Here is a 23919-nt window from a genome sequence, read left to right as displayed (position 1 = left end):
CAGAAGGTAAATATTTTTTATTCATTGATGCTTTTTTGCAATTTATAGGATTGATCACTTGAAAGTTTGTTAGAAGAGATTTAAAACAGTTAATAGTTAGATAACAAGGATCAAATATGAAGCTTTATTATTCTCCGGGTGCATGCTCTTTGGCTGCTCATATTATTTTAAATGAAATTAACGTTGATTTTGATTTAGAACGTGTCAATCTAAAAACACATAAAACAGAAAAAGGGGCTGATTATTACGCCATTAACCCTAAGGGTTATGTTCCTGCTTTAGAAATTAATCCTGGCTTGATTCTAACTGAAAATGTGGCAATTTTACCTTTCCTTGCACAGCATGATCCAAAACAAGATTTAATTCCACCATCGGGTTTAGGGCGTGCCAAAGTGCTTGAATGGCTTGGTTATTTAAACTCTGAATTACATGATGCTTACGCTGTATTCTTTGGTGCGTCATTATCTGCTGAAGCGAAAGAAAAAGCATATGCGGAAATTGATCGTTTATTAACTTATATTGATAAAACAGTGGGTGAATCTGACAACGACTATTTGGTCGATGATAATTTTGGCCCAGCAGATGCCTATTTATTTGTACTGACAAATTGGTCAAATGGGATCGAACACGATTTAACTCCCTATAAAAATATCATTGCACTGCGTAATAAAGTGGCTGAACGCCAATCGGTGCAAATTGCCATGCGTGATGAAGGTTTGATTGCTTAAGTGAATTTGGATTTAATTTAAAAGTACCTGAGGGTGCTTTTTTTACGTCTATTGAATTGGATTTATGGTGTTTGTTTTACGTACTGTATCTTGCAAAACTATTTCCGACTATTGATGTGAAATTTTAGATTAAGCAAAAATAATTTTGAAGTGAATTTTTCTTATTGTTGATTTTTTATCAATAATATTTTGCAGTTTGATGAATTTTTATCAATAAAAATCTCAAGTATATTGGTCGCTGAAAATGAATCCTTTAAGGTTAAGTAATGAGTAATATCCTGATTATTAATGGCGCTAAACAATTTGCACATTCTAATGGAGAGTTAAATGACACTTTGACAGAGCTAGCAAATAAGGTACTTTGCGAACTTGGTCATACCGTTCAAATTTCACGTGCAGATAGTGACTATGAGATTCAGGCAGAAATACAAAAATATGTATGGGCAGATGTGGTGATTTATCAAATGCCCGGCTGGTGGATGGGCGCACCTTGGACGGTGAAAAAATATATTGATGATATTTTTACAGAAGGGCATGGAACTTTATATGCAAGTGATGGCCGATCACGCACAGATGCATCAAAAAAATATGGTTCTGGTGGTCTTATTCACGATAAAAAATATATGTTATCACTTACATGGAATGCACCTATGGCAGCATTTACTGAACAAGACCAATTTTTTCATGGTGTTGGGGTCGATGGTGTGTATTTACCCTTTCATAAGGCCAATCAGTTTTTGGGTATGCAAAGCTTAGAAACTTTTATTGCCAATGATGTGATTAAAGCACCTGAAGTTGAAGCCTATATGGTGCAGTATCGTGAACATTTAACGCAAGTTTTTGCTTAATCAGGAGACGTGACCATGTTAACTGTGATTGCTGAAATTATTTGTCATACTGAACAAGATTTCAAAACGGTACTTGATTCATTTCACAATATCCGTGAACAGGTATTACAAGAGTCTGGTTGTCATCTTTATGATGTGCATATTGATCATCCTGCGATTGAGAGTGCCTTACAGACCAAAGTGCCATTTTCAATCATGATGTATGAGAAGTGGGAGAGCATGCCGCACTTAGAAACACATATGCACAGTGTCAATATGCAACAACATGCCAAAGCAACCGAAGGTGCAGTTGCTAGTGTGCAAATCCGTATTTTAGATGCACAGTAAGCTGCACATATGAGTTTAAAAGAGTCTTCAATGGCTAATTTTATTCAAACTCATGTGGTTCATTGAACTGAACCTGTTCGAGTTTCAATGCATAGCGACGTTTTAATATCGACCATTGAACTTTGACAGGTTGAGTGCTCTCTGCAAACTCGTTTTCACCTGTTGTGGTTTTCACTTTATTGGTCATAAAGTTAATACTTTGCGCCGTGATGTCGCCTGATGCACGATGGAAATCATTTACATCATAGCCAATCAGCTTAAATGTGCGGTCTTGGTATCGAAAGGCATAAATATGATTGCTCACATACCACGAACCGCAGCTTAGCCAATAGTGTAGATGAATTTTGAGCACACCTTTTTGTATGCTCAAAGCTTCAGATTCACCGAGTGGGTCAGCAAGACAAGGGGATTCTACATCACCTTCAGTCGGCAAAGTGCTATTACTAGCTGCAAGTTGATAACCATTAGCTTGCTTCAATAGAATCAAAAGCTTTCGTTCATTGGTATTGAGTACGTCAGTACCTAAGCCTGCATTGGCAACGAAATGGTCTGGATTGGTATCTGCAATAATCAGGGCAATATCCGCTTGACCATCTTGGTTTAAATCGCCTTGTACTTTTTCCAAGATTGTCCAGTTTTTGGGAACAAAGGATTTATAGCTTGCTTTGAGATTGGTTTTTATCTCTATTTCTGCCCAAGCACTGTTTGTTAGTGTTATGAAAAAGAGGGTGTTGAGTATGAGTAAAGGTTTGATGAGTTTTAGCATGGGGGTTAAATTCCTCTCATTTTTATATTGTTATAGATGGTCAAAGATAGAGATTGTTGAGTTTATTTAGATGTGTTGATTGAGAAAATTCAAACATTGAATAATCATAAGGTACTGTTTTATATTGAGATGAATAAAAAGGACTCCGCGGAATCCTTTTTAATGCTTAGAGCAGATCAGGTCGTTATTTAAAGAAATAGCCTGTTTCAGGCGAGCTTGCATTGGCCATACGTTTACGAGGCATACGACCGGCAAGGAAGGCTTCACGACCTGCTTCAACTGCTTTTTTCATCGCAGATGCCATTAAAATTGGATTTTGTGCAGCGGCAATGGCTGTATTCATCAACACACCATCACAACCCAGTTCCATCGCAATTGCTGCATCACTGGCTGTACCGACACCAGCATCAACAAGTACAGGAACTTTAGCATTTTCTTTGATAATTGAAATGGTGTGCGGATTTAAAATGCCTAGCCCAGAACCAATCAAGCTACCTAAAGGCATAATGGCTACACAGCCCATACTTTCAAGTTCTTGCGCCACAATCGGGTCATCCGAGGTATAGACCATAATCTCAAAACCATCGTCAATCAGCGTGCGTGCTGCTTTTAAGGTTTCTGTGATATTTGGGTATAAGGTTTTTTCATCACCTAAGACTTCAAGTTTAACCAGATTGTGACCATCTAATAACTCACGTGCAAGCATACAGGTACGCACGGCACTGTTGGCATCAAAACAACCTGCTGTATTTGGCAAAATCGTATATTTTTCAGGAGGGACAACAGAAAGTAAATTCGGTTGATCAGGATGCTGTCCAATGTTCACTCGGCGAATGGCAACAGTGACAATTTCTGCGCCACTGGCTTGAATCGCTAGATCAGTTTCAGTTAAATCTTTGTATTTACCTGTACCAACCAATAAGCGCGAATTAAATGTACGCGAACCAATTATAAGTGGGGTATCTTCCATGGGAGCTCCGAATTAGCCGCCACCGACGGCATGAATAATTTCGATATGATCTTCAGCACAAATCAGCGTTTGTGCCAATTTACTTTTGGAGATGATCATTTCATTCTGTTCTACAGCAAAGCGTTTGCCTTCAAGTGCTAACTCTTGAACCAATGCTAATAAATTGGTACATGACGTATTTTTTGATTCGCCATTTAAATAAATATGCATACTGATGTCCCTATTTTTACTTTATTTCGCGTATTTAAATGCATTCCAAGCAAGTAACAGCCAACCTGCAATCATGAGTGCACCACCAATGGGTGTAATGGCACCTAAAATACGCGGTAAACCTAACGCCATGACATATAAAGAGCCACAGAAAAATACAATACCGATTTGAATGAGTAAAAAACTGGCTTTAATTGGAAGTTGAGGAATAACTCTGGTTAAAATGGCAAGTGCCAAAAGTCCAAGTGCATGATAGAAAAAATAATCAGTCGCTGTTTGCCACCATGCAAGCTGAGCTTCGGTCGCGTGTGCTTTTAAACCATGTGCACCAAATGCGCCAAGCATGACCGCAAGTGCTAAGTTAAGTGCTGAAATTGCAATCCACATAAGCAATTGTCATATGAGTAAATTTGCGCCTAACCTTAACATATTTTAGGCTTTACACGAAAGGCGAAAAGCAACAATGCTTATTGCTAAATATAAAGAAAGGGCACGCAGCCCTTTCTTTAATGATGAAATAAAATCAGTCCAATGGTTTAATTAGAAGACATTGCAACTTTAATTTTTTCCATTGCATTTTTTTCTAACTGACGAATACGTTCGGCAGACACATTATATTCAGCAGCCAATTCATGTAGTGTCGATTTTTCATCGTCTAACCAACGGCGCTGTAAAATATTGCGTGAACGATCATCCAGTTGATCCATCGCACTATGAAGGGCAGAGCTACTTTGTTCCTCGTAGTCTTCCTCTTCGGCAAGACGCGCTGGATCATAGCGGTTATCTTCTAAATACAATGCTGGTGCAAGATGTGTTGAACCTTCATCGTCATCATCACCTTGTGCTTCAAAGGCAGCATCATAGGCAGTAAGTCGACCTTCCATTTCCAAGACTTGTTCTGGTGTCACATTTAAGTCATTGGCAATAGATTTTGCTTCATCGAGTGTGAGTTTTTTACTCGATTTTTTTAAGCTGCGTAAATTGAAGAAAAGTTTGCGCTGAGCTTTGGTCGTTGCAATTTTAACAATGCGCCAGTTACGAATCACATATTCATGAATTTCAGCTTTAATCCAATGCACAGCAAAAGAGACTAAACGCACGCCCATATTGGGGTCAAAGCGCTTAACGGCTTTCATTAAACCTAAGTTGCCTTCTTGGATTAAATCGCCCTGCGGCAAGCCATAGCCTGCATAACTACGGGCAATATGAACCACAAAACGCAAATGCGACATAACTAGCATTTTTGCTGCGTCTAAATCTTGCTCGTAATAATAGCGCTCAGCCAACTCTTTTTCTTGTTCAGCCGTTAAAATAGGAATCTGATTGACAGTACTGATATAAGCACCGAGATTTACCCCTGGCGCCGATAATGACAGGGGCATCAATTGATTGCTGCTGTCACTCATGTGTTCTCCTTTAAAATGGGATGACATAACCAACTTAAATTTTATCTTAATCTAATATTTTTGTGAATTAAGGAAAATTGGGTAGAGAAATGTAATTTTTTATGCAAATTTGAAAAGCTATAGTCTAATTGAAAATAATTAAGATTCAATTAAGTAGTGGTATTCCGAAGCGGAAATTGCTGTCATGCCACATTTGAGCTGATGCATTTGGCAATAGCGCATGACATCTTGTTGACTATGTGGATCCGAAGATTTTAGCAAAAATAGATGATCTGATTTATTCTTGAGTGCTCGCTTAAGCATCAATAAGGGCATGGGGCAAGGTTTCCCCATTGCATCTATAATCATCGCTGTATTCGCTAGATCATTCATCTTATTTAATATCCAGTAAAACTTTCTGAAATGTTAGCAAATTTAGTTCCAAACAAAAATAAAATTATTGAATCACAACATAAAGATACTTTTATAAAAACAAGAAATAATCAGTAAAAAAATAGCTGAATTAATAACGCAGATTAATCAAAAAAACAGTATGAATTGTTAGAAACCCGTGTTAAGCTCTTTGCGTATTCAAAATAATGACAACACTTAAATTTGTCTTAAAATTGAATACAGTAATGGATGTAACCGGGATTTTGTTAATAGTAATACAGAATGATTACAAGCTTAGAAATAATAAATATTTTTAAACCTTGTTTACTCTGCTGTTTGCAACACCGGGTGGTCCTTCTATTAAATACAATGAGGATTAACTTATGACAGCTCGTGAACAAGGCGTAGTTAAATGGTTCAACGACACTAAAGGCTTCGGCTTTATTCAACGTAATGGCGGCGACGACGTATTCGTTCATTTCCGCGCTATCCAAGGTGACGGTCACCGTTCACTTCGTGACGGTCAACGCGTTGAATTCAGCGTAGTTAAAGGTCAAAAAGGCTTCCAAGCTGAAGAAGTACAACCTTTAGACTAATCGCCTGATTATTCATGAGAACGCCCCAATGTAATTTGGGGCGTTTTTGTTTATAATAGGCTGCTATTTTTCCTGATTATTAAGTTAGAGCACATTTTTATGCCATCTGGTTTTGAAACCTTAAATTTACATCCGAAACTTAAACAAGCTATTGATGCTTTAGGTTTTAAAGAAATGACGCCCATTCAGGAAAAGGTTTTAAAATTCACTTTGGCTGGACATGATGCGATTGGTCGTGCGCAGACGGGTACGGGTAAAACAGCTGCTTTTCTCGTAAGTGTAATTAATGATTTACTCAATAATCCGATTAAAGAACAACGTTTTCGCGGTGAAGCACGTGCGCTCATTCTTGCACCAACGCGTGAGTTGGCTTTGCAGATTGAAAGTGATGCTAAAGATTTAACCAAATTTACAGATTTGCATTTAGTTACTTTGTTGGGGGGTGTGGATTTTGATAAGCAAAAAGCACAACTTGATAAGCAATTTGTCGATATTATCGTGGCAACACCAGGTCGTTTAATTGATTTCGTTGAACAAAAAGAAGTTTGGTTAGATCAAATTGAATTTTTAGTGATTGATGAAGCAGACCGTTTATTGGATATGGGTTTCATCCCATCGGTAAAACGAATTGTTCGTTATTCACCGCGTAAAGAGCAGCGTCAAACGCTGATGTTTTCGGCAACCTTTAGTTATGATGTTTTAAATTTGGCACAACAATGGTTATTTGAACCAGTGACTGTAGAAATTGAGCCAGAAAAGAAAACCAATGCAGATGTTGAACAGCGCGTTTATATGGTTGCAAAAACAGATAAATACAAGTTATTGCAAGAAATTTTACGCGATGAACCGATTGAAAAAGTTATGATTTTTGCCAATCGTCGTGATCAGGTGCGTAAACTGTATGATCATTTAAAAAGAGATGGTTATAAAGTGGTGATGTTGTCGGGTGAAATTGCACAAGACAAGCGTATAAAAATGTTAGATCAATTTAAAAATGGTCAGCATAATATTATGATTGCAACCGATGTTGCAGGTCGTGGTATTCATGTGGATGGTGTTTCACATGTGATTAATTTTACTTTGCCAGAACAGTCTGATGATTATGTACACCGTATTGGTCGTACAGGTCGTGCGGGTTCAAGTGGTGTGAGTATTAGTTTCTTGTCTGAAGATGATGCGTTCTATCTTCCAGAAATTGAAAAAGCCATTGGTCAAAAATTACCTTTAACACGTTTAGATGGTTATTGTTAATTTAAAGACTAAATCACATTAAATGTAAAAAGCCGCTTATTTAAAGCTAAAGCCAGTCAGTTAAGAAATTGACTGGCTTTTTTTATTTAAATTCATAATGCTATTTAATGCGTGGAAGTTTCATTCGCAACTTGAGCAATAAATGTAAATAAAGCACGGCTTTATTTTGTAGTGCAAGATAAGGCGACTTTGAAAAAGTCAGATCTTTGCAGTTAATTGGATTATAAAAGGTATTTAACGGCTTTTTCTGTAAGAATGGTTCTAAATAAATTATTTAAAACCATTCTTAAGCTGCTTTTGTTAGGAACTCAAAATATATTTTGAGGTTTCTCATAGGGGTTTATTTAAAGTAATGAATTAAAATATTTGATTTAAAGGTGTAAGTATTTATCTTGAATAACTAAAAAGCTAAGGAGTTTATTGTAAACCCCTTAACTGATTAGCATTACTTATTTAAATCAGCTTATTTGAAATACTTGAAGCATTATTAATTTATTGCTGTACTTAAGTTATTATTCAATTATTTAGTTTGCTCGACATTTAAAGGTGAGCGTGGTTTGATAGTCTTCATCTCGAGCAAGGCTGCCATTTTTTCCTGCTAAAGTGCCTATAACGCTTGCTGCTGCTTGAATCATTTGTCCAGTTTGTTCATCGACAACCCCTTTTAACGCACCGTTATATTCAGTTTTTTCATCAATAATGACAGCAGTGGCTTTTTTACCACAGGTCGTGTTTGCGGCAGCAATCGCATTGTTTTTAGCAATTAAATTACTTTTTCCTACACCTGTGACTTCATATTGATTATTTTCTTTTTGAATCGCTAAGGATGCAGTTGGGTTTGATGCACAGGCAGTTAATACTAGAGTAGCGGTAGCTGTAGAACATAGTGCGAAAAATTTATTCATTTTTTCCCCTTATTTATTTTCAAAAGAACAAAGGCTATTTGAGCATAACTTTTTGGATGGTTTTTGAAAGACTTGTATAAAATATGCAGTTTTATATGGTCACTCTGTGACTGATTAATCTGTAAGATTGGCGTTGAGTAGAGCACATTGGTTCATCGCTCTAGAGAATCTGAATAAGAGTGTGCTAATCTTATTGAAATACTTTAGTACATAGATATAGAAACCAATGACGGATTCAGTGGTAGATACGGTTCATTATAATATTCATCAACGTCAGTCGATTGGTCATTTGGTCGAGCCGGCACCGAATGCAGAGCAGTTAGAAAAAGCTTTTCAAGCGGCATTAACTGCGCCAGATCATCACCGTTTAAAGCCGACTCGTTTCATTGTTATTCCTCACGATCAGCGAGGCGCTTTTGGGGAGTTGTTATCTAAAGCTTTGGCAGATTTGGGTGAGACTGATCAGACTCAGTTAGATCGGGTTAAAAATCATCCATTTCGTGCGCCACTTTTGGTTTTGGCATTGACTCAGTTTCAGCCGCATCCGAAAGTTCCTAATTTTGAGCAAACCTTAAGTACAGGTGCTGCGATACAGAATTTTTTATTGTCACTGCAAGTTCAAGGTTTTTCAACGATGTGGCGTAGTGGTGCTGTAGTTGAGTCTAATTTATTTAAACAACTTTTAGGCCTAACGAAAGATGATTTAATTTCTGGAATTATTTATATTGGAACGGCAGTAAAAGCTATTCCAGCACGTGCAGAAATAAATACACAAAATTATGTCAGTTATTGGAATAAATAACTTTATTGAATAATGAGTCATTAAATACTGAGTCGAGATATAAAAATAATGTCAGAGTTAAAATTTTCAGATCTTGTTGAGCCTGTTTCAGTGGATCAAAAAACTGCGTTACGTGTAACAGTTTTGGGTGGTGGTAGTTTCGGTACTGCAATGGCCAATACCGCAGCTCGAAACGGCTGCGATACAATGATTTGGATTCGGGATGAAGCGGCAGCAGCAGAAATTAATCAAACGCATGTAAATAAACGCTATTTAGCCGATTTTACTTTAGAGTCTGGTTTGAAAGCGGTGACAGATTTAGAAACGGCAATTTGTAATCGCGATATTATTTTGGTGGCGATTCCAAGTCATTCTTTTCGTCATGTGCTTCAACAAATTAAGCCATTTATTACTTCTCAGGCGGTTGTATCCTTAACCAAAGGGATTGAAGCCAAAACCTTTAGCTTTATGAGTGACATCATTCGTGAAGAATTACCTGAAGTTCCTTATGGTGTGCTTTCAGGACCAAATTTAGCCAAAGAAATTATGGCAGGGCAGCCAGCAGGGACTGTGATTGCAAGTCAGTCGGAACTGGTGCGTTATGCAGTGCAACAAGCTTTACACAGTGCATTATTCCGCGTATTTGCAAGTGATGATGTGCATGGTGTGGAACTTGGTGGTGCTTTAAAAAATATCTATGCTGTTGCAATGGGGATGGCAGCTGCTTATAAAGTGGGTGAAAATACCAAAAGTATGATTTTAACCCGTGCATTGGCCGAAATGAGTCGTTTTGCGGTTAAATTGGGTGCGAATCCGCTGACATTTTTAGGTTTGTCAGGTGTGGGTGATTTATTTGCGACTTGTAGTAGTCCTTTAAGCCGTAACTATCAAGTGGGCTTTGCGCTAGGTTCAGGTAAAACATTGGAACAAGCAACCACTGAATTGGGTCAAACGGCAGAGGGTATTAATACCATTGTGCAGGTGCGAAGCCGTTCGGAAGAATTGGATGTGTATATGCCCATTACCAGTGCTTTATATAATGTGATTTTTGAAGGCGCACCCCCTTTAACCATTGCACTTTCATTAATGAAAAATGGGCATCGTAGCGATGTAGAGTTTGTTTTACCGCATAATGAAGTGTAATTTTGAATATAATTGAATAAATTCGCGCTGTCATAAAGCTCAGGTATAATCGCTACATATTGAAAATAAGGAAATTTTAATGCAACTCACTTTAGTCCGTCACGGTGAAGCCTCTCCAGCGGTCAATGGGAATGATGATAAACGTCCATTAACTGAGCGAGGGCATAGACAAGCACAGCAAGTTGCAGAATATTTAAAGGATGTGATTCAACCAGATGTATTTGTGGTCAGTCCTTTGTTGCGTGCACAAGAAACCTTGGCACATCTGCAACATTATTTTTATGATGTGCCTGTAATGTTGTGCGATAAAATTAAGCCTGAAGATGATGCGAAATTGGCGATTGAATGGTTGTCTCAGTTGCCTTATGAATCTGTTGTTGTGGTTTGTCATATGAATGTGGTTGCACATATTTCATCATTATTGACAGCGGAATCTTTTCAGCCTTATGCTTTGGCTGAAGCGCGTATTTATGAGCAAGCAGTCATTACAACTGGGTTGTCTACGCAGTTAAACAGTTTTATTCCAAACACATAAAATATTAATTAAAACGGCAGAAAAACATTAATGTTGTATTTATGGATGCCTGAAGCCAATGGGGTTTGGCAATGGTCGACTGGAGAGAGCTGGTATCAAGCCTCTAGTCTTGAGCATTTAATTCAAGAGACTCAAGCCTATCATGGCGAAGAAGCAGTTGCGTTTTTTCCAAGCCGTGATGTACAAGTGGTTCAACAAACCTTAGCCAAGCCACAATATAAAAAATTAGGTGTGGATGGAGTTAAATATCTACTTGAAGAATTTGTGGTTTTGCCCATTGATTCAATGAAAGTATTGCATCATTTTCAGAATCCAGATCAGCTCATTATTTTGGGTGTTGCAAATACGACGGTTGAAACACTACAACATGCCTTGAACTTGATTCCAGTTAAGGTCATTTCCTTATTGCCAGATTTTCTAATTTTGCCGAGCCCTGATGTGGGGCAAACAGTCATTGCCAATATATCTGGACGTTTACTGGTACGTGAAAATGAATTTATGGGCAATTCAGTCGATGATTTGGCTTTATTTTTAGATTATCAGCTTCAAGGGCAGCGTTATAAGATTAGTAATTTTACGGCTGAGCAAATGCAGAGCCTTGAAGCTATGGTTGCATCTGATCAAATTGAAAATTTTCATTATGAAGTGCCTGTATTAAAAAAAGCCAAGTCTCATCCATTTAATATTCTACCTAAAGCAAAAACTGCGACAGCTATTTCGGGTTATTGGAAGGCATGTGCTGTTGTGCTGGTTGCTGCACTTGTGGTTCAGTTTAGCTATGATGCGACACGTTGGTATAAGTATAAGAAAGTGGCAGATCAGACTGCGCTGCAAGCGATTGATCAATACAAATATTGGTTCGGGCAGAGTAGCCGTGTGACTGAGCAAAATTTAAAAAGTCAGTTTGAAAGTCATGTGCGCTTAAATAAAGGTGCCAATACTCAATCTTTACAGTTATTAAGCCGTGTTGGCCCAGTGCTTATGCAAAATCAGATTGTCGCCAACCGTGTTAATTACGAGACCTCTATTTTAAATATGGAATTGAAAGCCAATTCTGCTGCTACATTACAGGGTTTGACTCAACAGCTTAACCAACAGGGCTTTAAGGTTGAATTGGGTAATATTCAGCCGAATGGTACGGGGGTAATTGGATTGGTGAAAATACAATAATGAAAACAGCAGAAACAATACATAACTCCATTGAGAAATTGATAGAAAGAATTACCGATTATCTTGAGCGTCTGTCTGTACGTGAGCGCTATATGGTGATTTTTACCACGATTGTTGTGGTGGTTGCCGCAGTGGGTTCCGCACTTTGGTATATGCATGCAGCCGCAGAAAAACAGCAAAACCGTGTCAATGATTTAAAAGACATGATGGTTTGGATGCAAAGCAATGCGGTGACCATGAAACCTGCCGATGATTTGCAATTAAGTGCATCGGATAAAGTTCAGCGTGTTGCTCAGCAGCAGGGTTTGTCGGTTGCATCGCAACAAACAGGTGAGCAAATTCAGATTGTGGCCACACATGCAAATTATGCAATTCTAGCCAATTTTTTAACGCAATTAGCACAAATGGGCCTAAGTCTTGAAAAAATAGAATTAATTTCAGATGCGGGGCAGATTAAATTAACAGCGACAGTGCAATAATGGGTGAAAATAAAGACCCGCTAAGCATGGTGTTTTCGATAGGCTATGCCTATAATATGGCGACTTAAAAAGCAGTAGACTTTTACAGATATGTTATATTCTCTTGCTCGCCCTTTGTTGTTTTCTTTAGCACCAGAGCGTGCACATGAGCTAACACTATCGTTATTGAAATCGGCTCATCGTATGGGCATGATGCGTCAAAGCATTGCCTCTAAACCTGTTACTTGTATGGGAATTCAATTCCCGAATCCAGTTGGTTTGGCGGCAGGGTTAGACAAAAATGGCGCTTATATTGATGCCTTAGCTGGACTAGGTTTTGGTTTTATTGAAATTGGAACCATTACACCGCGTCCGCAAGTGGGTAATCCGCATCCTCGTTTATTCCGCTTAGTTGAAGCCAAAGCCATTATTAACCGTATGGGCTTTAATAATGATGGCGTAGATCAACTGGTTGAAAATGTCAAAGCTTCAAAATTCAAAGGAATTTTGGGGATTAATATTGGTAAAAATGCCGATACTCCAGTTGAAAATGCAGTCGATGATTATCTTATTTGTCTTGAAAAAGTCTATAATTACGCTTCTTATGTGACGGTAAATATTTCATCGCCAAATACTAAAAATTTGCGTAGCTTGCAAAGCGGTGATGCACTGACAGAATTGTTAGAAACGCTAAGAAAGCGTCAGCTTGAATTGGCGGAAGAACATCAACATTACGTACCGCTTGTGCTTAAAGTTGCGCCAGATTTAACCGCTGAAGATATTGAATTTATTGCAAAGCAATTGCTCCAATTTAAAATTGATGGGTTGATTGTGACCAATACGACTTTGTCACGTGAAGGCGTGGAAAATCTTAAATATGCAGACGAAGCCGGTGGCTTATCTGGTGCGCCAGTGTTTGAGAAAAGCACAGCATGTTTGGCAGCATTTTCGAAAGCTTTGGATGGTCAAATTCCATTGATTGGTGTCGGTGGTATTTTGTCGGGTGAACAAGCTTTGGCTAAACAAAATGCAGGTGCAAACCTTGTACAAATCTATAGTGGCCTCATATATACAGGGCCAACACTGATTAAAGATTGTGTTGATGCTCTAAAACCATTATGAATACACTGGATATCTTTGTACTCATTATTTTGCTCATTGGAGGGCTAAACGGTTTGCGACAAGGATTGGTTACAGCCTTTGCGAACTTGGTAGGATGGATTTTTGCACTGATTATTGGTGCAAAATATGCAGTCATCTTAGCACCTTCGATGGTCTCATTGAGTCAAGATCCAGTGGTACAAAAAATAGCAGCTTTTGCATTTATTGTATTGGTGATTGTGGTTTTAACTTGGATTGTTACTGCATTACTCAATAAAATATTAAAGAGCTTGAGATTAGGACCATTAAACCGTTTAGCGGGTGGTGCTTTTGGTTCTTTAAAAGGTTTATTGATTGTACTGATTACCATGCAGGGAATTGGCCCTTGGGTAGAAAGCTCTCCTCATTGGAAACAATCTAAACTTGTACAGCGCCTTATGCCTTATGCACCATGGGCAACCAAACTTTCAAAAGACGCGGCGCATGATGCGCTTGATCATATTAAGTCTGAAGATGCACCGAAATCTTCAGGCTCGTCATCTGATAAAACGCAGAAGCATGCAGCGCGTACAGATGAATCAACGAATAATCCTTTTTATTAATCCTAGCGTGTTTGCGAGGTTGCTATGTGTGGAGTAGTTGGTATAGCTGGTAAGTCACCTGTTAACCAAATGTTGTTTGATGCATTAACGATGTTACAGCATCGTGGTCAGGATGCAGCCGGAATAGTAACTTGTCATGAAGGGCGGTTGTTTTTACGTAAAGACAACGGTATGGTGCGCGATGTTTTTCATACGCGTCATATGCGTGCATTGCTAGGTAATTATGGTATTGGTCATGTGCGTTATCCTACGGCAGGTTCATCAAGCAGTGCAGAAGCACAGCCATTTTATGTGAACTCACCTTATGGGATTACTTTGGCGCATAATGGTAACTTGACCAATGCTGAAGAAATTCACGATGATTTGTTTAAAACTGATCTTCGTCATATGAATACTGATTCAGATTCAGAAGTATTGTTAAACGTATTTGCACATGAAATGCAAAAAAATGGCAAGCTGAATCCAACAGCGGAAGATATTTTTAAAGTGGTTTCACGTGTCCATGAGCGTTGTAAAGGTGCTTATGGTGTTGTGGCAATGATCACTGGACATGGTTTGGTTGGCTTTCGTGATCCAAATGGTATTCGTCCACTGATTTATGGTTCACGCGAAACTGAACAGGGCATGGAATACATCATTGCCTCTGAATCTGTTGCGATTAGGGCTTTAGGTTTTAAAGTTGAACGTGATATTGAGCCGGGTGAAGCAATCTTTATTTCATCAGAAGGTGAGATTTTTACCCAGCAATGTGCAACCAACCCAGAATATCGTCCATGTATTTTTGAATACGTTTATTTTGCGCGTCCAGATGCGATTATTGACGGTATTTCGGTATATAAAGCACGTTTAAAAATGGGTGAAAAACTTGCCTATAAAATTTCACGTGAATGGGGTGAGGAACACGATATTGATGTTGTGATTCCAATTCCAGATACATCACGTACTTCAGCTTTAGAGCTTGCTAATATTCTTGGTGTGAAGTTCCGTGAAGGCTTTATGAAGAACCGTTATATCGGACGTACCTTCATTATGCCAGGTCAGAAGCAGCGTGAAAAATCAGTTCGTCAAAAGTTAAACCCAGTGGAACTTGAGTTTAAAGGCAAAAATGTATTGCTAGTGGATGACTCGATTGTTCGTGGTACGACCTGTAACGAAATTATTCAAATGGCACGTGATGCAGGTGCGAAAAAAGTATTTTTTGCTTCTGCTGCACCTATGGTGAAATATCCAAATGTGTATGGTATTGATATGCCTGCGAAAGATGAGCTTATTGCATCTGGTCGTAGCGTTGAAGAGATCCGTGAAATTATTGGTGCAGACCGTTTGATTTTCCAAGATTTGGAAGATTTAAAAGGTGCAGTGCGTACCAGTAAAGTGCCAGCATTACAGGAATTTGATTGCTCTGTATTTGATGGTGTGTACGTTGCGGGCGGAATCGATGAAGCTTATTTAGATGAGCTTGAACGTAAACGTAATGATTCTGCAAAAAAAGCTAAAGGTGGTTATATTGATGTGAATATTGATGCCGCATCAGTTGATCTTACTGGAGTAAAAGAAGAATAAAATTCTTCTTTAATTCGATGAAAAGCGGGAATTTCCCGCTTTTTTCATTTATGATAGTTCAATAAAGACAATGTAATAGAGGATCTTTACATTGAAGAGCGTGGGTTATTCTTTCATTAAAAATAAAAACATGGTTTGGTCTGCAAGTATTTGTATACTTGCCGTGCTGTTAACGCTATTCATTTTAAATACGATTTTGGGCTTGTTGGTCTTTTATCTTGATTCAACTCAGTCTATTTTTTGGCATGCTTTAAGTCCTTATCTCATTGTGTTGTTGCTTAGTGTAATGACCATTTCTGTGCTTTACGAATTCTATGTATTCCGTTCAGGTGGGCATTCGCTTGCAAAACAGTTGGGCGCTCGTCGACTCAGTTTAATTGAAAGTATTCCTGAAGAAAGTGTTGCTTTAAGAGTAACGGAGCAATTGGCGAATACCTTTTTAATTGAGACACCCGCTGTATATGTACTTCCTGATGAAGTCGGTGTAAATGCGCTGACTGCTGGATTTTATCCGCGGGATATTGTGATTATTTTGACTTGGGGTGCTTTACAAAATTTAGATGAATTAGAGCTTTATGGGTTGTTAAGTCATGAATTTAATAAAATTTTATCAGGTGAAACAGCAGAAAATACGCGATTAAAAATTCTCTATAGTAGTTTGACGACTTTTAGTCAGTGGGGCAGTAAAATTGCCAAACTGGGTTTTACCAAGCACGGTCAAGCACATACGCATAAATTTGCGACTTCCTTTGTTGCAATGGGAGGTGTTATTTGGTTGATTGGGAGCCTTGGGATTTTGATTACCCGGTTTATCAAATATATATCTTTGGGTGGTCGAACTTTTAAAAATGATCAAAAAACCAAGCGCCTTATTCAAAATGACGCCAATGTTCAGACACTATTAAGAATTTATGTGCATCATTCAGGCTCGCAAATTCATAGTGAGTATGCTGAATCTATTTCGCATATGTGTTTTGCAAACTCTTTAAGTCCACAAAATTGGATGAATATCCATCCAGCGATTGAACAGCGTATTTATGAGCTAAATCCAGGTTTGGTACAAGATTTACAGCTCGAAAATTTAAAGAAGCTACGTAATCAACCCTTATTTAGTTTATTTCGATCTCTAGAAGAAATGAATAGTGAAATATATCTGCCATGGAGTTCACCACAACCCTTACCACTATTGCGGTTATCACCCATAAGTTTTGCCGTTAAGGATGCCATTAAGCCTTTAAATCCAGAAATACGACAGAATATGCAGCGCCCAGAATTGATATTAAGGGCTTTGCAGACTGCGACGGGTTCGCGCGAAGTTATGGTGGCAATTTTAATGATTCGTCAATATCGTGAATTTATTCCAGCGGAAGCAGAGGTGAGTCGTGCAATTGTCGATTCTTTGCTGAATTTGGATGGTCGGGTGCATATTTCTATTTTTTATGATGCATGTAAAAACATTGGGGGGATGCCAGCCACAATTGCACGGCAATTTTTAACCAAATTGGCTCGGATTATTCAAGAAGATGGTGAAATTGGACTGTTAGATGAACTGCTGCTCGAATATGTAAAATTTGAATTGAATCTTATGCCATTGCATATGCCAACCTCTTTGGGGGAAGTAAAACCCGATATTGTGCGTTTGATTGATGCCTTATTGCATGTGCAGCAGATTAACAGCCTAAATCAACTGGATGTACGTGAAAAAATTCTAAAGCGTGTGCTGGGTGCGAAAGAACTGGAAATGTATACAGAAATTTCAGATGAACCCATTGATTTGGCTGAAATTTTGAATGATATTGCTGGTTTGCTATTACGTGACCGTTTAAGTATTTTGGGAATTGCAGAATTGTGTTTGTGGAGTGATCGCATTATTACCCAAGATGAATTAGATGTATTGCAATTGCTGTATTGGCGTTTTGGTTTTGAAACCAGTGAAATTGTTGAGCAAATGCAGAAAAAGAATAGTTTGATGATTGTATAAATAGGGTGAGAAGAAATTATAGATGAGTGATGATTAAACTAATCTGCAATAAAAGCACAGCAAAATATAGATATTATCGTTAGAATACCAAGCATTAAATTGGTGATGAAAAAAGATGATAGGGCATCAGCGTGACATACTGGCGACATTAGGAATTGATATTTGGATTCCTAAGGATGCGGCATGTCAGAATATGCCATCGTCATCGATTTGGCGAGATCAGGCAGCACCTGAGTATCTGACTGAAATTGTCATTGCGAAATCTCAGCCTAAAATACCAATAGCATCTCAGGTTGAGCAGCCTAAAGCTCGGACAGAGCCTTTAACGATACCCGCATTGGTGATCAAAGAAGTGCCAACTGAAGTTGCACCTTTGGTTGTTGAAGAGCGTTCGCTTCTACAGATTGCGCCTTTTCAATTGCAAGCTTTTGGCTTGCCCGATTGTGTGATTGTTGTTGATGCCACGGCAATGACAGCCGAACAACAGCAGCTTTGGAATAATATTCAGCAGGCACTTCAGGCTGAATATTATGAGCTGCAATGGCCATTTCCTTTGCTTAATTTCCAAGATAGTCGTGGTGTAGACAGTTATGTACATGGTTTCTTAGATGCCATTAGTGCAGATAAAAACATTATTTTAATTGGGCAGCTGCCTTATTTAACTGACCCTAAAAGTATAAATTTGGCTAGCTTGCAAGAAATGCTCGATCAGCCATTGTTGAAAAAACGCCTATGGCAATTTATGCAAAAAAAGTAATTAGAGCACGGATGGGATATGAATAAGAAAGTTGTTGTTTTTAGTCAGTTAGATCAAGATGTGCTTCAGCGCTTGCAAGCTCAGTATCATGTGGTGGTAATTAACCCGAAACAGGGTGATGTGAATGAGCAAATTCGCGAACAGGTCAAAGATGCGGATGCTATGATTGGTGCGGGGCGTTTACTGAATGAAAGTAATTTGGCGACGGCACAGCAGCTTAAAATTATTTCCAGTGTGAGTGTGGGGTATGATAATTATGATCTCGCTTATTTAAATCAGAAAAAAATTTGGTTAGCCAATACACCGCATGTCTTGACTGAAACCACGGCCGATTTAGCCTTTACTTTGCTGATGAGTGCTGCGCGAAAAGTACCTTATTTAGATCAATGGACCAAGCAAGGTCATTGGCAACGTACTGTGGGTGAAGCACAATTTGGGCATGATATTTTTGGTAAAACATTAGGCATTATTGGTCTAGGCAATATTGGTGCTGCTGTTGCACGTCGTGGTTTTTATGGTTTTAATATGAATATTCTTTACCATAATCGTCGTGAAAAATTAGAATTAGCGCAGCCTTTAAATGCAAAATATTGCGGTTTAAATGAGTTGTTGCAACAGTCTGATTTTGTTGTTGTTGCTGTTGATTTAAATGCTGAATCTAAAGCATTAATTGGTCAATCTGAATTTGATAACATGCAACCCCATGCTGTTTTTGTCAATATTGCTCGTGGTTCTGTTGTAGACCAACAGGCACTTATTGATACCCTAAAGGCAGGTAAGATTTTTGCTGCGGGACTTGATGTTTATTTGAAAGAGCCTTTACAAGAATCAGAACTTTTTCATTTAAATAATGTGGTGACTTTGCCGCATGTCGGTTCTGCCACGGCAGAGACGCGTAAAAAAATGGCTGAACTCGCCTATCGTAATGTGGTGGATGCACTTGAAGGGCGAACTCCACCTTATCTCGTGAATCCTGTATTTTCTTAAAATTTGATAACACTTCATTGCAAATGCCTCCAATTTTCAATGCTATAGTTTGATAAATTGAAAAAAAGCAGTTTGAGTATATAGCATTGAAACGGTTTTTATTGGCTTGTAGTACGGCTTTGATTTCAGTCATGGGGGCAACTCACAGTGCTAATGTGAATGCTTTGCCACAGTTTAGTGTTCCTGAAATTGGCAGTGGAATTGGTTTAATTGACCAACAAAAAGAAAAAATGATTGGGGAAAAAGTCTTTCGTGAAGTGCAAAGACACATGCCAGTCATGCAAAACCCATGGTTAGAAGATCAATTATTTAATGTATTTTCACATATTTTAAGCCAAACTCAGCTTGGGCAGCCTATAGGTTTAGTAATTATTAACGATGCTCAAATTAATGCGTTTGCTGTTCCTGGTGGATTGTTTGCGCTTAATGCAGGCTTAATTACCTCTGCTCGAAATATGGATGAAGTGGCTGGTGTAATGGCACATGAGGTGGCACATGTATCACAACGTCATTACAGTCGTTCACAAGAAGCATTTAAGGGACAAGGTTTACTGACCTTAGCGGGACTTTTAGTCGGGGCTTTGGTTGCTTCGCAAGCGGATGGCGATGTTGGTACGGCCGTGATGCTGGGGACACAAGCTGCATTAATGGATAAGCAACTGAATTATAGCCGTAACCAAGAGCGTGAAGCAGATCGTATTGGTATGCAATATATGTATTCAGCGGGTTATAACCCACAGAGTATGGCTGACTTTTTTGAGGTAATGCATCGCGCGACCAGTCAAGTGTCTTTTTTACCTGATTTTTGGTTAACGCACCCACTGAGCACGGAGCGGATGAGTGAAGCGCGCTTACGGGCAAATCAACTGCCTCAAGTGAAGTCGAATTTGCATGATGAGGATTTTGAAATACTGAAATGGTACAGTATGGTGATCTCTAATCAGGCAACGGAACAACAATTACAAATTTTGGCAAATCGTAAAAATTTTGCAGGACAGTTGGCTTTATCGGCATTTTATTTAAAACAAGGCGATTATGTTCTCGCTCAGCAAGCTTTAGATCAGGCAAAGCTGCATCAGCGTTTAAATAATTTGATGATTCTCATGCAAACGGATATTTATTTAGGGCAAAATAAAGTCGATGAAGCATATAAGGCGATTCAATCCACTGCACGCATTATGCCTGAAAATCGGGCTTTAGCTTTTAAGTGGGCAGAAGTGTTGATTCGTCAAAAGGAAGCGGGGCAAGCCTTGAATTTGATTCAGCCCTTTGCAAATAAGAATCCGAGGGATATTTCCGCATGGCGTTTAATGCAGCAAGCTGCCAATATTGATCAACAATCACCTTTTAGAACAGTGAATGTATTACGTTATCGTGCAGAGGTTGAGTATTGGTCAGGTTGGGAAGAAAATGCGATTAAGTCATTGTTGCATGCAGAGCGTTTGGTTAAAAATAATGAGGTATTGTCTGCAAAACTTAAAATGCGACTGGGTGAAATGCAAAAAGAGCGGCAGCTAAAAATTTAATTCACCAGTATTATTTTGCAGTAATGATAATAAAAATAAGGAGTCGAAGATGGTCGAGGGACAATGTTTATGTGGCTTAGTAACGTACCGTTATCATGCGGATATTGAAAAAACAATCATCTGTTATTGTGAGCATTGTCAGCGTGCTCAGGGTTCTGTATTTGGCTGGAATAGTGCGCTGGATAAATCTAAATTCGAGATTAGTAGTGGTATTAAATTTCTAAAAGAATATTTTCATAGTCCTCATAAAGCACGTGTTTTTTGCCAAGAGTGTGGTAGTCCTATTTATTCTTATCGGGTGGATTTACCTGAGGTTATACGTTTACGCTTGGGAACGGTAACGAGTGGTCAATTGCCAGCACCGACGGAACAGGCTTACTTGGAATACAAACCATCTTTTTTGCATATAGATGAATGAAATCTACCGTTAAAGTTGCTAAGTATATGATAATCTTGGTTTGAATTTATGTTTTTAACGATGAACAGTATTGATTGATTTATGAAAAAAATATTATTTTGCATGTTTATGCTGGGGTGTTCTGCATCTGGTGTTGTCTTTGCGAGCGTAGAGCAATATGTAGCAGCAGTGGAAAAAATTTCTAAGCAATATAAGCAGGAAACAAGGAATTTTTTTAGTGGTTTAGATGCTCGACAGACCAATTTCACAGCACCGCAACAGGTGCAATTTTGTGGAATTGTTGGGGATTATGTTGAGCAGTTATATCAAGCAGCAGATCAAAATAGAGGGGCTCTAGATCGTCAATTTAGACAAATGACTAAGCAAGATGTGATTGATCAAGTAATGTCGTCAAAAGAGATGTTAATTTTGAAAAAATATAATGTTCAATGTGATCTGAAATAGAAAATAACAACTTTTGAACTGTCTTTGAAATAAAGGCAGTTCAACGTTAAAGAATAGATTTGATAAGAGCGGGATTACGCAAGTTTTGCTTTAATTTTTGCAGAAACTTGTGCAGGATCGGCACGTCCGGCTATGATCGGACGTAGAGAATTCATCACCTTACCCATATCTTTCATGCTAGTAGCTTCTTGCGCAGTAATCGTCTGTGCAATGATTGAATCAAGTTCTTCCTCAGTCATAGCTGCTGGTAGAAATTGAGAGATAATCTCAACCTCGGCTTGTTCCTTACTAGCTAAGTCTTGTCGATTAGCACCTTCAAAGGCTTTAATCGATTCTTTACGTTGTTTGATTTGCTTTTCAATGACCGCAAGAACTCGACTATCATCAAGCTCTACGCGCTCATCGATTTCAATTTGTTTGATTGCTGCCTGTAGACCACGAATGACCGTTAACTTAGACATTTCTTTAGCGCGCATAGCTGCTTTCAAAACTTCAGTTATTTGGTTTTTTAAAGTCGTCATCTATTTTTCCCAGTTCAGTCAATCAGTCACAAATTAATTTTAGTAAAGGCGAGTAGTACGTACAGATTCACGCGCCAATTTCTTTTGGTAGCGTTTAACTGCAGCAGCTTTTTTGCGTTTACGTTCTTGAGTTGGTTTTTCATAGAATTCGCGTTTACGAACATCAGCTAAAACACCCGCTTTTTCGCATGAACGTTTGAAACGACGGATAGCTACGTCTACTGGTTCGCCTTCTTTCAATTTAACTTGTGGCATGAAGAATCCTCATTAAGTTATGGATAAGATCTAGACTGGATTGCCTAGATCACAAGTGAAGGACAGTATTTTACTCATTTACATCTCATATCACAAGTCTATAATAGCATTAGCAATATTTAGATACGGGTAAAAGGCAGTTTAATGATCGTTCTTGGCTTAGAAACTTCATGTGATGAAACAGGTTTAGCACTTTATGACAGTGAAGTTGGTTTAAGAGCACAGGTGCTATATAGCCAGATTAAATTGCATGCTGAATATGGTGGTGTTGTGCCAGAGTTGGCTTCGCGTGACCATGTCCGCAAGCTAATTCCTTTGTTGAATCAATTGCTTGAAGAAAGTAAAATTCAAAAATCAGAAATTGATGCGATTGCTTATACCCGTGGCCCTGGCTTAATGGGTGCGTTAATGACCGGTGCATTATTTGGTCGTACCTTGGCATTTGCATTAAATAAACCAGCAATTGGTGTGCATCATATGGAAGGTCATATGCTGGCACCTTTATTGTCTGAGACCCCACCAGAATTTCCATTTGTCGCTTTATTGGTCTCTGGTGGGCATACCCAGCTTATGGCAGCACATGGCATTGGTCAATATGAACTCCTTGGCGAGTCAATTGATGATGCTGCGGGTGAAGCTTTTGATAAAGTCGCAAAAATGATGGGGCTTGCTTATCCGGGTGGGCCGAATGTTTCTAAATTAGCCTTGCAAGGCAGTGCAACAGCTTTTGATTTTCCACGTCCGATGTTACACCAAGGATTGGACTTTTCATTTAGTGGTTTAAAAACTGCGGTTTCAATTCAATTGAAAAAAGTTGCTGGTCAAGGCCGCGAAGCAGATATTGCTGCGTCTTTTCAAGAAGCCTTGGTTGATACCTTGGTTAAAAAATCGGTTAAAGCGTTGAAGCAAACGGGTTTAAAGCGGTTGGTGATTGCGGGTGGTGTCAGTGCCAATTCGCGTTTGCGTGAACGTTTAGAAGCAGATTTAGCGAAAATTAAAGCGACTGTTTACTATGCAGAACCTGCATTATGTACTGATAATGGTGCAATGATTGCCTTTGCAGGTTATCAGCGTTTAAAAGCAGGGCAATGTGATGGTTTGTCGGTAACCACGACACCGCGTTGGCCAATGACGGAATTGAGTAATCCTGAGCAAGGCTAAATATTGGATTTTGAAAAGAGGCGAAAGCCTCTTTTTTTATTTCCATTTGGCTCAATATTAATGGTTTTAAGTTGTGTATTGTTGAAAAGAAACTTGGAACAATAAAAAGAGTAATTTTTCAATGAGAAATTACTCTT

29 protein-coding genes are annotated in these 23919 nt (G+C 38.6%); 20 read left to right on the top strand and 9 right to left on the bottom strand.

Going from position 1 to position 23919, the window contains the following annotated elements; all coding sequences use genetic code 11:
• Positions 1-116: 116 nt before the first annotated feature.
• The 3 genes from BLV99_RS10370 (at position 117) to BLV99_RS10360 (ending at position 1903) form a co-directional block, all read left to right on the top strand.
• Positions 117-728, top strand: coding sequence for a glutathione binding-like protein (locus BLV99_RS10370; RefSeq protein WP_086184653.1), 612 nt, complete (start codon positions 117-119; stop codon positions 726-728).
• A 266-nt stretch (positions 729-994) separates the two neighbouring features.
• Positions 995-1576, top strand: a complete 582-nt coding sequence (locus BLV99_RS10365) for an NAD(P)H-dependent oxidoreductase (protein ID WP_092690318.1) — start codon at positions 995-997, stop codon at positions 1574-1576.
• Between the two features lie 15 nt (positions 1577-1591).
• On the top strand, positions 1592-1903 hold the full coding sequence (locus BLV99_RS10360) for a putative quinol monooxygenase (RefSeq protein WP_092690315.1): 312 nt from the start codon (positions 1592-1594) through the stop codon (positions 1901-1903).
• Between the two features lie 40 nt (positions 1904-1943).
• Here BLV99_RS10360 and BLV99_RS10355 read toward each other — a convergent pair whose 3' ends face one another.
• The 6 genes from BLV99_RS10355 to BLV99_RS10330 form a co-directional block, all read right to left on the bottom strand.
• Positions 1944-2669 carry a hypothetical protein gene (locus BLV99_RS10355; RefSeq protein WP_092690312.1) on the bottom strand — a complete coding sequence of 242 codons (726 nt, stop codon included), beginning with the start codon at positions 2667-2669 and terminating at the stop codon, positions 1944-1946.
• Positions 2670-2853: 184 nt separating this feature from the next.
• A complete protein-coding gene (locus BLV99_RS10350; RefSeq protein ID WP_086165708.1) occupies positions 2854-3639 on the bottom strand; it encodes a thiazole synthase in 786 nt (261 codons plus the stop codon).
• A 12-nt stretch (positions 3640-3651) separates the two neighbouring features.
• On the bottom strand, positions 3652-3849 hold the full coding sequence (gene thiS, locus BLV99_RS10345) for a sulfur carrier protein ThiS (RefSeq protein WP_086184648.1): 198 nt from the start codon (positions 3847-3849) through the stop codon (positions 3652-3654).
• A gap of 21 nt (positions 3850-3870) precedes the next feature.
• On the bottom strand, positions 3871-4236 hold the full coding sequence (locus tag BLV99_RS10340) for a DUF423 domain-containing protein (protein ID WP_004648639.1): 366 nt from the start codon (positions 4234-4236) through the stop codon (positions 3871-3873).
• A gap of 149 nt (positions 4237-4385) precedes the next feature.
• Positions 4386-5255, bottom strand: a complete 870-nt coding sequence (rpoH, locus tag BLV99_RS10335; RefSeq protein ID WP_086184647.1) for an RNA polymerase sigma factor RpoH — start codon at positions 5253-5255, stop codon at positions 4386-4388.
• Between the two features lie 138 nt (positions 5256-5393).
• Complete coding sequence (locus BLV99_RS10330; RefSeq protein WP_092690309.1) at positions 5394-5627, bottom strand: sulfurtransferase TusA family protein; 234 nt, start codon at positions 5625-5627, stop codon at positions 5394-5396.
• Positions 5628-6010: 383 nt separating this feature from the next.
• Here BLV99_RS10330 and BLV99_RS10325 point away from each other — a divergent pair, with 383 nt between their 5' ends.
• On the top strand, positions 6011-6223 hold the full coding sequence (locus BLV99_RS10325) for a cold-shock protein (RefSeq protein WP_004648643.1): 213 nt from the start codon (positions 6011-6013) through the stop codon (positions 6221-6223).
• A 99-nt stretch (positions 6224-6322) separates the two neighbouring features.
• Entirely contained in the window at positions 6323-7474 is a 1152-nt protein-coding gene (gene rhlB / locus BLV99_RS10320) for an ATP-dependent RNA helicase RhlB (RefSeq protein ID WP_092690306.1), read from the top strand.
• 524 nt (positions 7475-7998) lie between these two features.
• Here the strand turns inward: rhlB and BLV99_RS10315 are convergent.
• Positions 7999-8379, bottom strand: a complete 381-nt coding sequence (locus BLV99_RS10315; RefSeq protein ID WP_086184645.1) for a hypothetical protein — start codon at positions 8377-8379, stop codon at positions 7999-8001.
• A 226-nt stretch (positions 8380-8605) separates the two neighbouring features.
• Here BLV99_RS10315 and BLV99_RS10310 point away from each other — a divergent pair, with 226 nt between their 5' ends.
• From BLV99_RS10310 to BLV99_RS10245, 14 genes are all read left to right on the top strand, one after another.
• The gene (locus BLV99_RS10310; RefSeq protein WP_092690303.1) at positions 8606-9181 is read left to right on the top strand and encodes a nitroreductase family protein; all 576 of its coding nucleotides are present in this window, start codon (positions 8606-8608) and stop codon (positions 9179-9181) included.
• A 48-nt stretch (positions 9182-9229) separates the two neighbouring features.
• A complete protein-coding gene (locus BLV99_RS10305; RefSeq protein WP_086184643.1) occupies positions 9230-10303 on the top strand; it encodes an NAD(P)H-dependent glycerol-3-phosphate dehydrogenase in 1074 nt (357 codons plus the stop codon).
• A gap of 79 nt (positions 10304-10382) precedes the next feature.
• Positions 10383-10838 (top strand): phosphohistidine phosphatase SixA, encoded by a 456-nt coding sequence (gene sixA / locus BLV99_RS10300; RefSeq protein WP_092690301.1) that lies wholly within the window; start codon positions 10383-10385, stop codon positions 10836-10838.
• A 30-nt stretch (positions 10839-10868) separates the two neighbouring features.
• Positions 10869-12008 carry a type II secretion system protein GspL gene (gspL, locus tag BLV99_RS10295; RefSeq protein ID WP_092690298.1) on the top strand — a complete coding sequence of 380 codons (1140 nt, stop codon included), beginning with the start codon at positions 10869-10871 and terminating at the stop codon, positions 12006-12008.
• On the top strand, positions 12008-12487 hold the full coding sequence (gspM, locus tag BLV99_RS10290) for a type II secretion system protein GspM (protein ID WP_086184640.1): 480 nt from the start codon (positions 12008-12010) through the stop codon (positions 12485-12487). The genes gspL and gspM overlap by 1 nt, the downstream gene beginning before the upstream one ends.
• A gap of 90 nt (positions 12488-12577) precedes the next feature.
• On the top strand, positions 12578-13588 hold the full coding sequence (locus BLV99_RS10285) for a quinone-dependent dihydroorotate dehydrogenase (protein ID WP_086184639.1): 1011 nt from the start codon (positions 12578-12580) through the stop codon (positions 13586-13588).
• On the top strand, positions 13585-14169 hold the full coding sequence (locus tag BLV99_RS10280; RefSeq protein WP_092690295.1) for a CvpA family protein: 585 nt from the start codon (positions 13585-13587) through the stop codon (positions 14167-14169). Before BLV99_RS10285 ends, BLV99_RS10280 begins: the two co-directional genes overlap by 4 nt.
• 24 nt (positions 14170-14193) lie before the next feature.
• Positions 14194-15732 carry an amidophosphoribosyltransferase gene (purF, locus tag BLV99_RS10275; RefSeq protein WP_086165696.1) on the top strand — a complete coding sequence of 513 codons (1539 nt, stop codon included), beginning with the start codon at positions 14194-14196 and terminating at the stop codon, positions 15730-15732.
• A 130-nt stretch (positions 15733-15862) separates the two neighbouring features.
• Entirely contained in the window at positions 15863-17713 is a 1851-nt protein-coding gene (locus BLV99_RS10270; protein ID WP_425283555.1) for a M48 family metalloprotease, read from the top strand.
• A 115-nt stretch (positions 17714-17828) separates the two neighbouring features.
• Positions 17829-18470: a hypothetical protein gene (locus BLV99_RS10265; RefSeq protein WP_092690290.1), complete on the top strand. Its 642-nt coding sequence runs from the start codon at positions 17829-17831 to the stop codon at positions 18468-18470.
• A gap of 18 nt (positions 18471-18488) precedes the next feature.
• Positions 18489-19457, top strand: a complete 969-nt coding sequence (locus tag BLV99_RS10260) for a 2-hydroxyacid dehydrogenase (protein WP_092690287.1) — start codon at positions 18489-18491, stop codon at positions 19455-19457.
• Between the two features lie 86 nt (positions 19458-19543).
• Entirely contained in the window at positions 19544-20983 is a 1440-nt protein-coding gene (locus BLV99_RS10255) for a M48 family metalloprotease (protein WP_092690285.1), read from the top strand.
• Positions 20984-21032: 49 nt separating this feature from the next.
• Entirely contained in the window at positions 21033-21401 is a 369-nt protein-coding gene (locus tag BLV99_RS10250) for a GFA family protein (protein WP_092690283.1), read from the top strand.
• A gap of 81 nt (positions 21402-21482) precedes the next feature.
• Positions 21483-21845, top strand: coding sequence for a hypothetical protein (locus tag BLV99_RS10245; RefSeq protein ID WP_092690280.1), 363 nt, complete (start codon positions 21483-21485; stop codon positions 21843-21845).
• Positions 21846-21919: 74 nt separating this feature from the next.
• Here the strand turns inward: BLV99_RS10245 and BLV99_RS10240 are convergent, their stop codons facing one another.
• Positions 21920-22366, bottom strand: a complete 447-nt coding sequence (locus BLV99_RS10240; protein WP_004648662.1) for a GatB/YqeY domain-containing protein — start codon at positions 22364-22366, stop codon at positions 21920-21922.
• A 39-nt stretch (positions 22367-22405) separates the two neighbouring features.
• Positions 22406-22621, bottom strand: a complete 216-nt coding sequence (gene rpsU, locus BLV99_RS10235; protein WP_001136722.1) for a 30S ribosomal protein S21 — start codon at positions 22619-22621, stop codon at positions 22406-22408.
• A 144-nt stretch (positions 22622-22765) separates the two neighbouring features.
• Between rpsU and tsaD the strand changes: the two genes are divergently transcribed.
• Complete coding sequence (gene tsaD, locus BLV99_RS10230; protein ID WP_092690277.1) at positions 22766-23782, top strand: tRNA (adenosine(37)-N6)-threonylcarbamoyltransferase complex transferase subunit TsaD; 1017 nt, start codon at positions 22766-22768, stop codon at positions 23780-23782.
• Positions 23783-23919: the final 137 nt, after the last annotated feature.

This window comes from Acinetobacter kyonggiensis (assembly GCF_900107285.1).
Classification (GTDB): domain Bacteria; phylum Pseudomonadota; class Gammaproteobacteria; order Pseudomonadales; family Moraxellaceae; genus Acinetobacter; species Acinetobacter kyonggiensis.
The sequence above is the reverse complement of the archived record's forward strand: the minus strand, read 5'-3'. Positions and strand labels throughout refer to the sequence as shown.

Bases quoted from the DNA above. Each gene is read 5' to 3' on its own strand.
- thiS (WP_086184648.1), bottom strand. From the start codon at position 3,849: ATGCATATTTATTTAAATGGCGAATCAAAAAATACGTCATGTACCAAT.
- BLV99_RS10240 (WP_004648662.1), bottom strand. From the start codon at position 22,366: ATGACGACTTTAAAAAACCAAATAACTGAAGTTTTGAAAGCAGCTATG.
- BLV99_RS10245 (WP_092690280.1), top strand. From the start codon at position 21,483: ATGAAAAAAATATTATTTTGCATGTTTATGCTGGGGTGTTCTGCATCT.
- BLV99_RS10355 (WP_092690312.1), bottom strand. From the start codon at position 2,669: ATGCTAAAACTCATCAAACCTTTACTCATACTCAACACCCTCTTTTTC.
- purF (WP_086165696.1), top strand. From the start codon at position 14,194: ATGTGTGGAGTAGTTGGTATAGCTGGTAAGTCACCTGTTAACCAAATG.
- BLV99_RS10270 (WP_425283555.1), top strand. From the start codon at position 15,863: ATGGTTTGGTCTGCAAGTATTTGTATACTTGCCGTGCTGTTAACGCTA.
- tsaD (WP_092690277.1), top strand. From the start codon at position 22,766: ATGATCGTTCTTGGCTTAGAAACTTCATGTGATGAAACAGGTTTAGCA.
- BLV99_RS10285 (WP_086184639.1), top strand. From the start codon at position 12,578: ATGTTATATTCTCTTGCTCGCCCTTTGTTGTTTTCTTTAGCACCAGAG.
- BLV99_RS10370 (WP_086184653.1), top strand. From the start codon at position 117: ATGAAGCTTTATTATTCTCCGGGTGCATGCTCTTTGGCTGCTCATATT.
- BLV99_RS10325 (WP_004648643.1), top strand. From the start codon at position 6,011: ATGACAGCTCGTGAACAAGGCGTAGTTAAATGGTTCAACGACACTAAA.
- rpoH (WP_086184647.1), bottom strand. From the start codon at position 5,255: ATGAGTGACAGCAGCAATCAATTGATGCCCCTGTCATTATCGGCGCCA.
- BLV99_RS10265 (WP_092690290.1), top strand. From the start codon at position 17,829: ATGATAGGGCATCAGCGTGACATACTGGCGACATTAGGAATTGATATT.
- BLV99_RS10310 (WP_092690303.1), top strand. From the start codon at position 8,606: ATGACGGATTCAGTGGTAGATACGGTTCATTATAATATTCATCAACGT.
- rhlB (WP_092690306.1), top strand. From the start codon at position 6,323: ATGCCATCTGGTTTTGAAACCTTAAATTTACATCCGAAACTTAAACAA.
- BLV99_RS10305 (WP_086184643.1), top strand. From the start codon at position 9,230: ATGTCAGAGTTAAAATTTTCAGATCTTGTTGAGCCTGTTTCAGTGGAT.
- BLV99_RS10315 (WP_086184645.1), bottom strand. From the start codon at position 8,379: ATGAATAAATTTTTCGCACTATGTTCTACAGCTACCGCTACTCTAGTA.
- sixA (WP_092690301.1), top strand. From the start codon at position 10,383: ATGCAACTCACTTTAGTCCGTCACGGTGAAGCCTCTCCAGCGGTCAAT.
- BLV99_RS10330 (WP_092690309.1), bottom strand. From the start codon at position 5,627: ATGAATGATCTAGCGAATACAGCGATGATTATAGATGCAATGGGGAAA.
- rpsU (WP_001136722.1), bottom strand. From the start codon at position 22,621: ATGCCACAAGTTAAATTGAAAGAAGGCGAACCAGTAGACGTAGCTATC.
- BLV99_RS10340 (WP_004648639.1), bottom strand. From the start codon at position 4,236: ATGTGGATTGCAATTTCAGCACTTAACTTAGCACTTGCGGTCATGCTT.
- BLV99_RS10360 (WP_092690315.1), top strand. From the start codon at position 1,592: ATGTTAACTGTGATTGCTGAAATTATTTGTCATACTGAACAAGATTTC.
- BLV99_RS10260 (WP_092690287.1), top strand. From the start codon at position 18,489: ATGAATAAGAAAGTTGTTGTTTTTAGTCAGTTAGATCAAGATGTGCTT.
- BLV99_RS10365 (WP_092690318.1), top strand. From the start codon at position 995: ATGAGTAATATCCTGATTATTAATGGCGCTAAACAATTTGCACATTCT.
- BLV99_RS10250 (WP_092690283.1), top strand. From the start codon at position 21,033: ATGGTCGAGGGACAATGTTTATGTGGCTTAGTAACGTACCGTTATCAT.
- BLV99_RS10350 (WP_086165708.1), bottom strand. From the start codon at position 3,639: ATGGAAGATACCCCACTTATAATTGGTTCGCGTACATTTAATTCGCGC.
- BLV99_RS10280 (WP_092690295.1), top strand. From the start codon at position 13,585: ATGAATACACTGGATATCTTTGTACTCATTATTTTGCTCATTGGAGGG.
- gspL (WP_092690298.1), top strand. From the start codon at position 10,869: ATGTTGTATTTATGGATGCCTGAAGCCAATGGGGTTTGGCAATGGTCG.
- gspM (WP_086184640.1), top strand. From the start codon at position 12,008: ATGAAAACAGCAGAAACAATACATAACTCCATTGAGAAATTGATAGAA.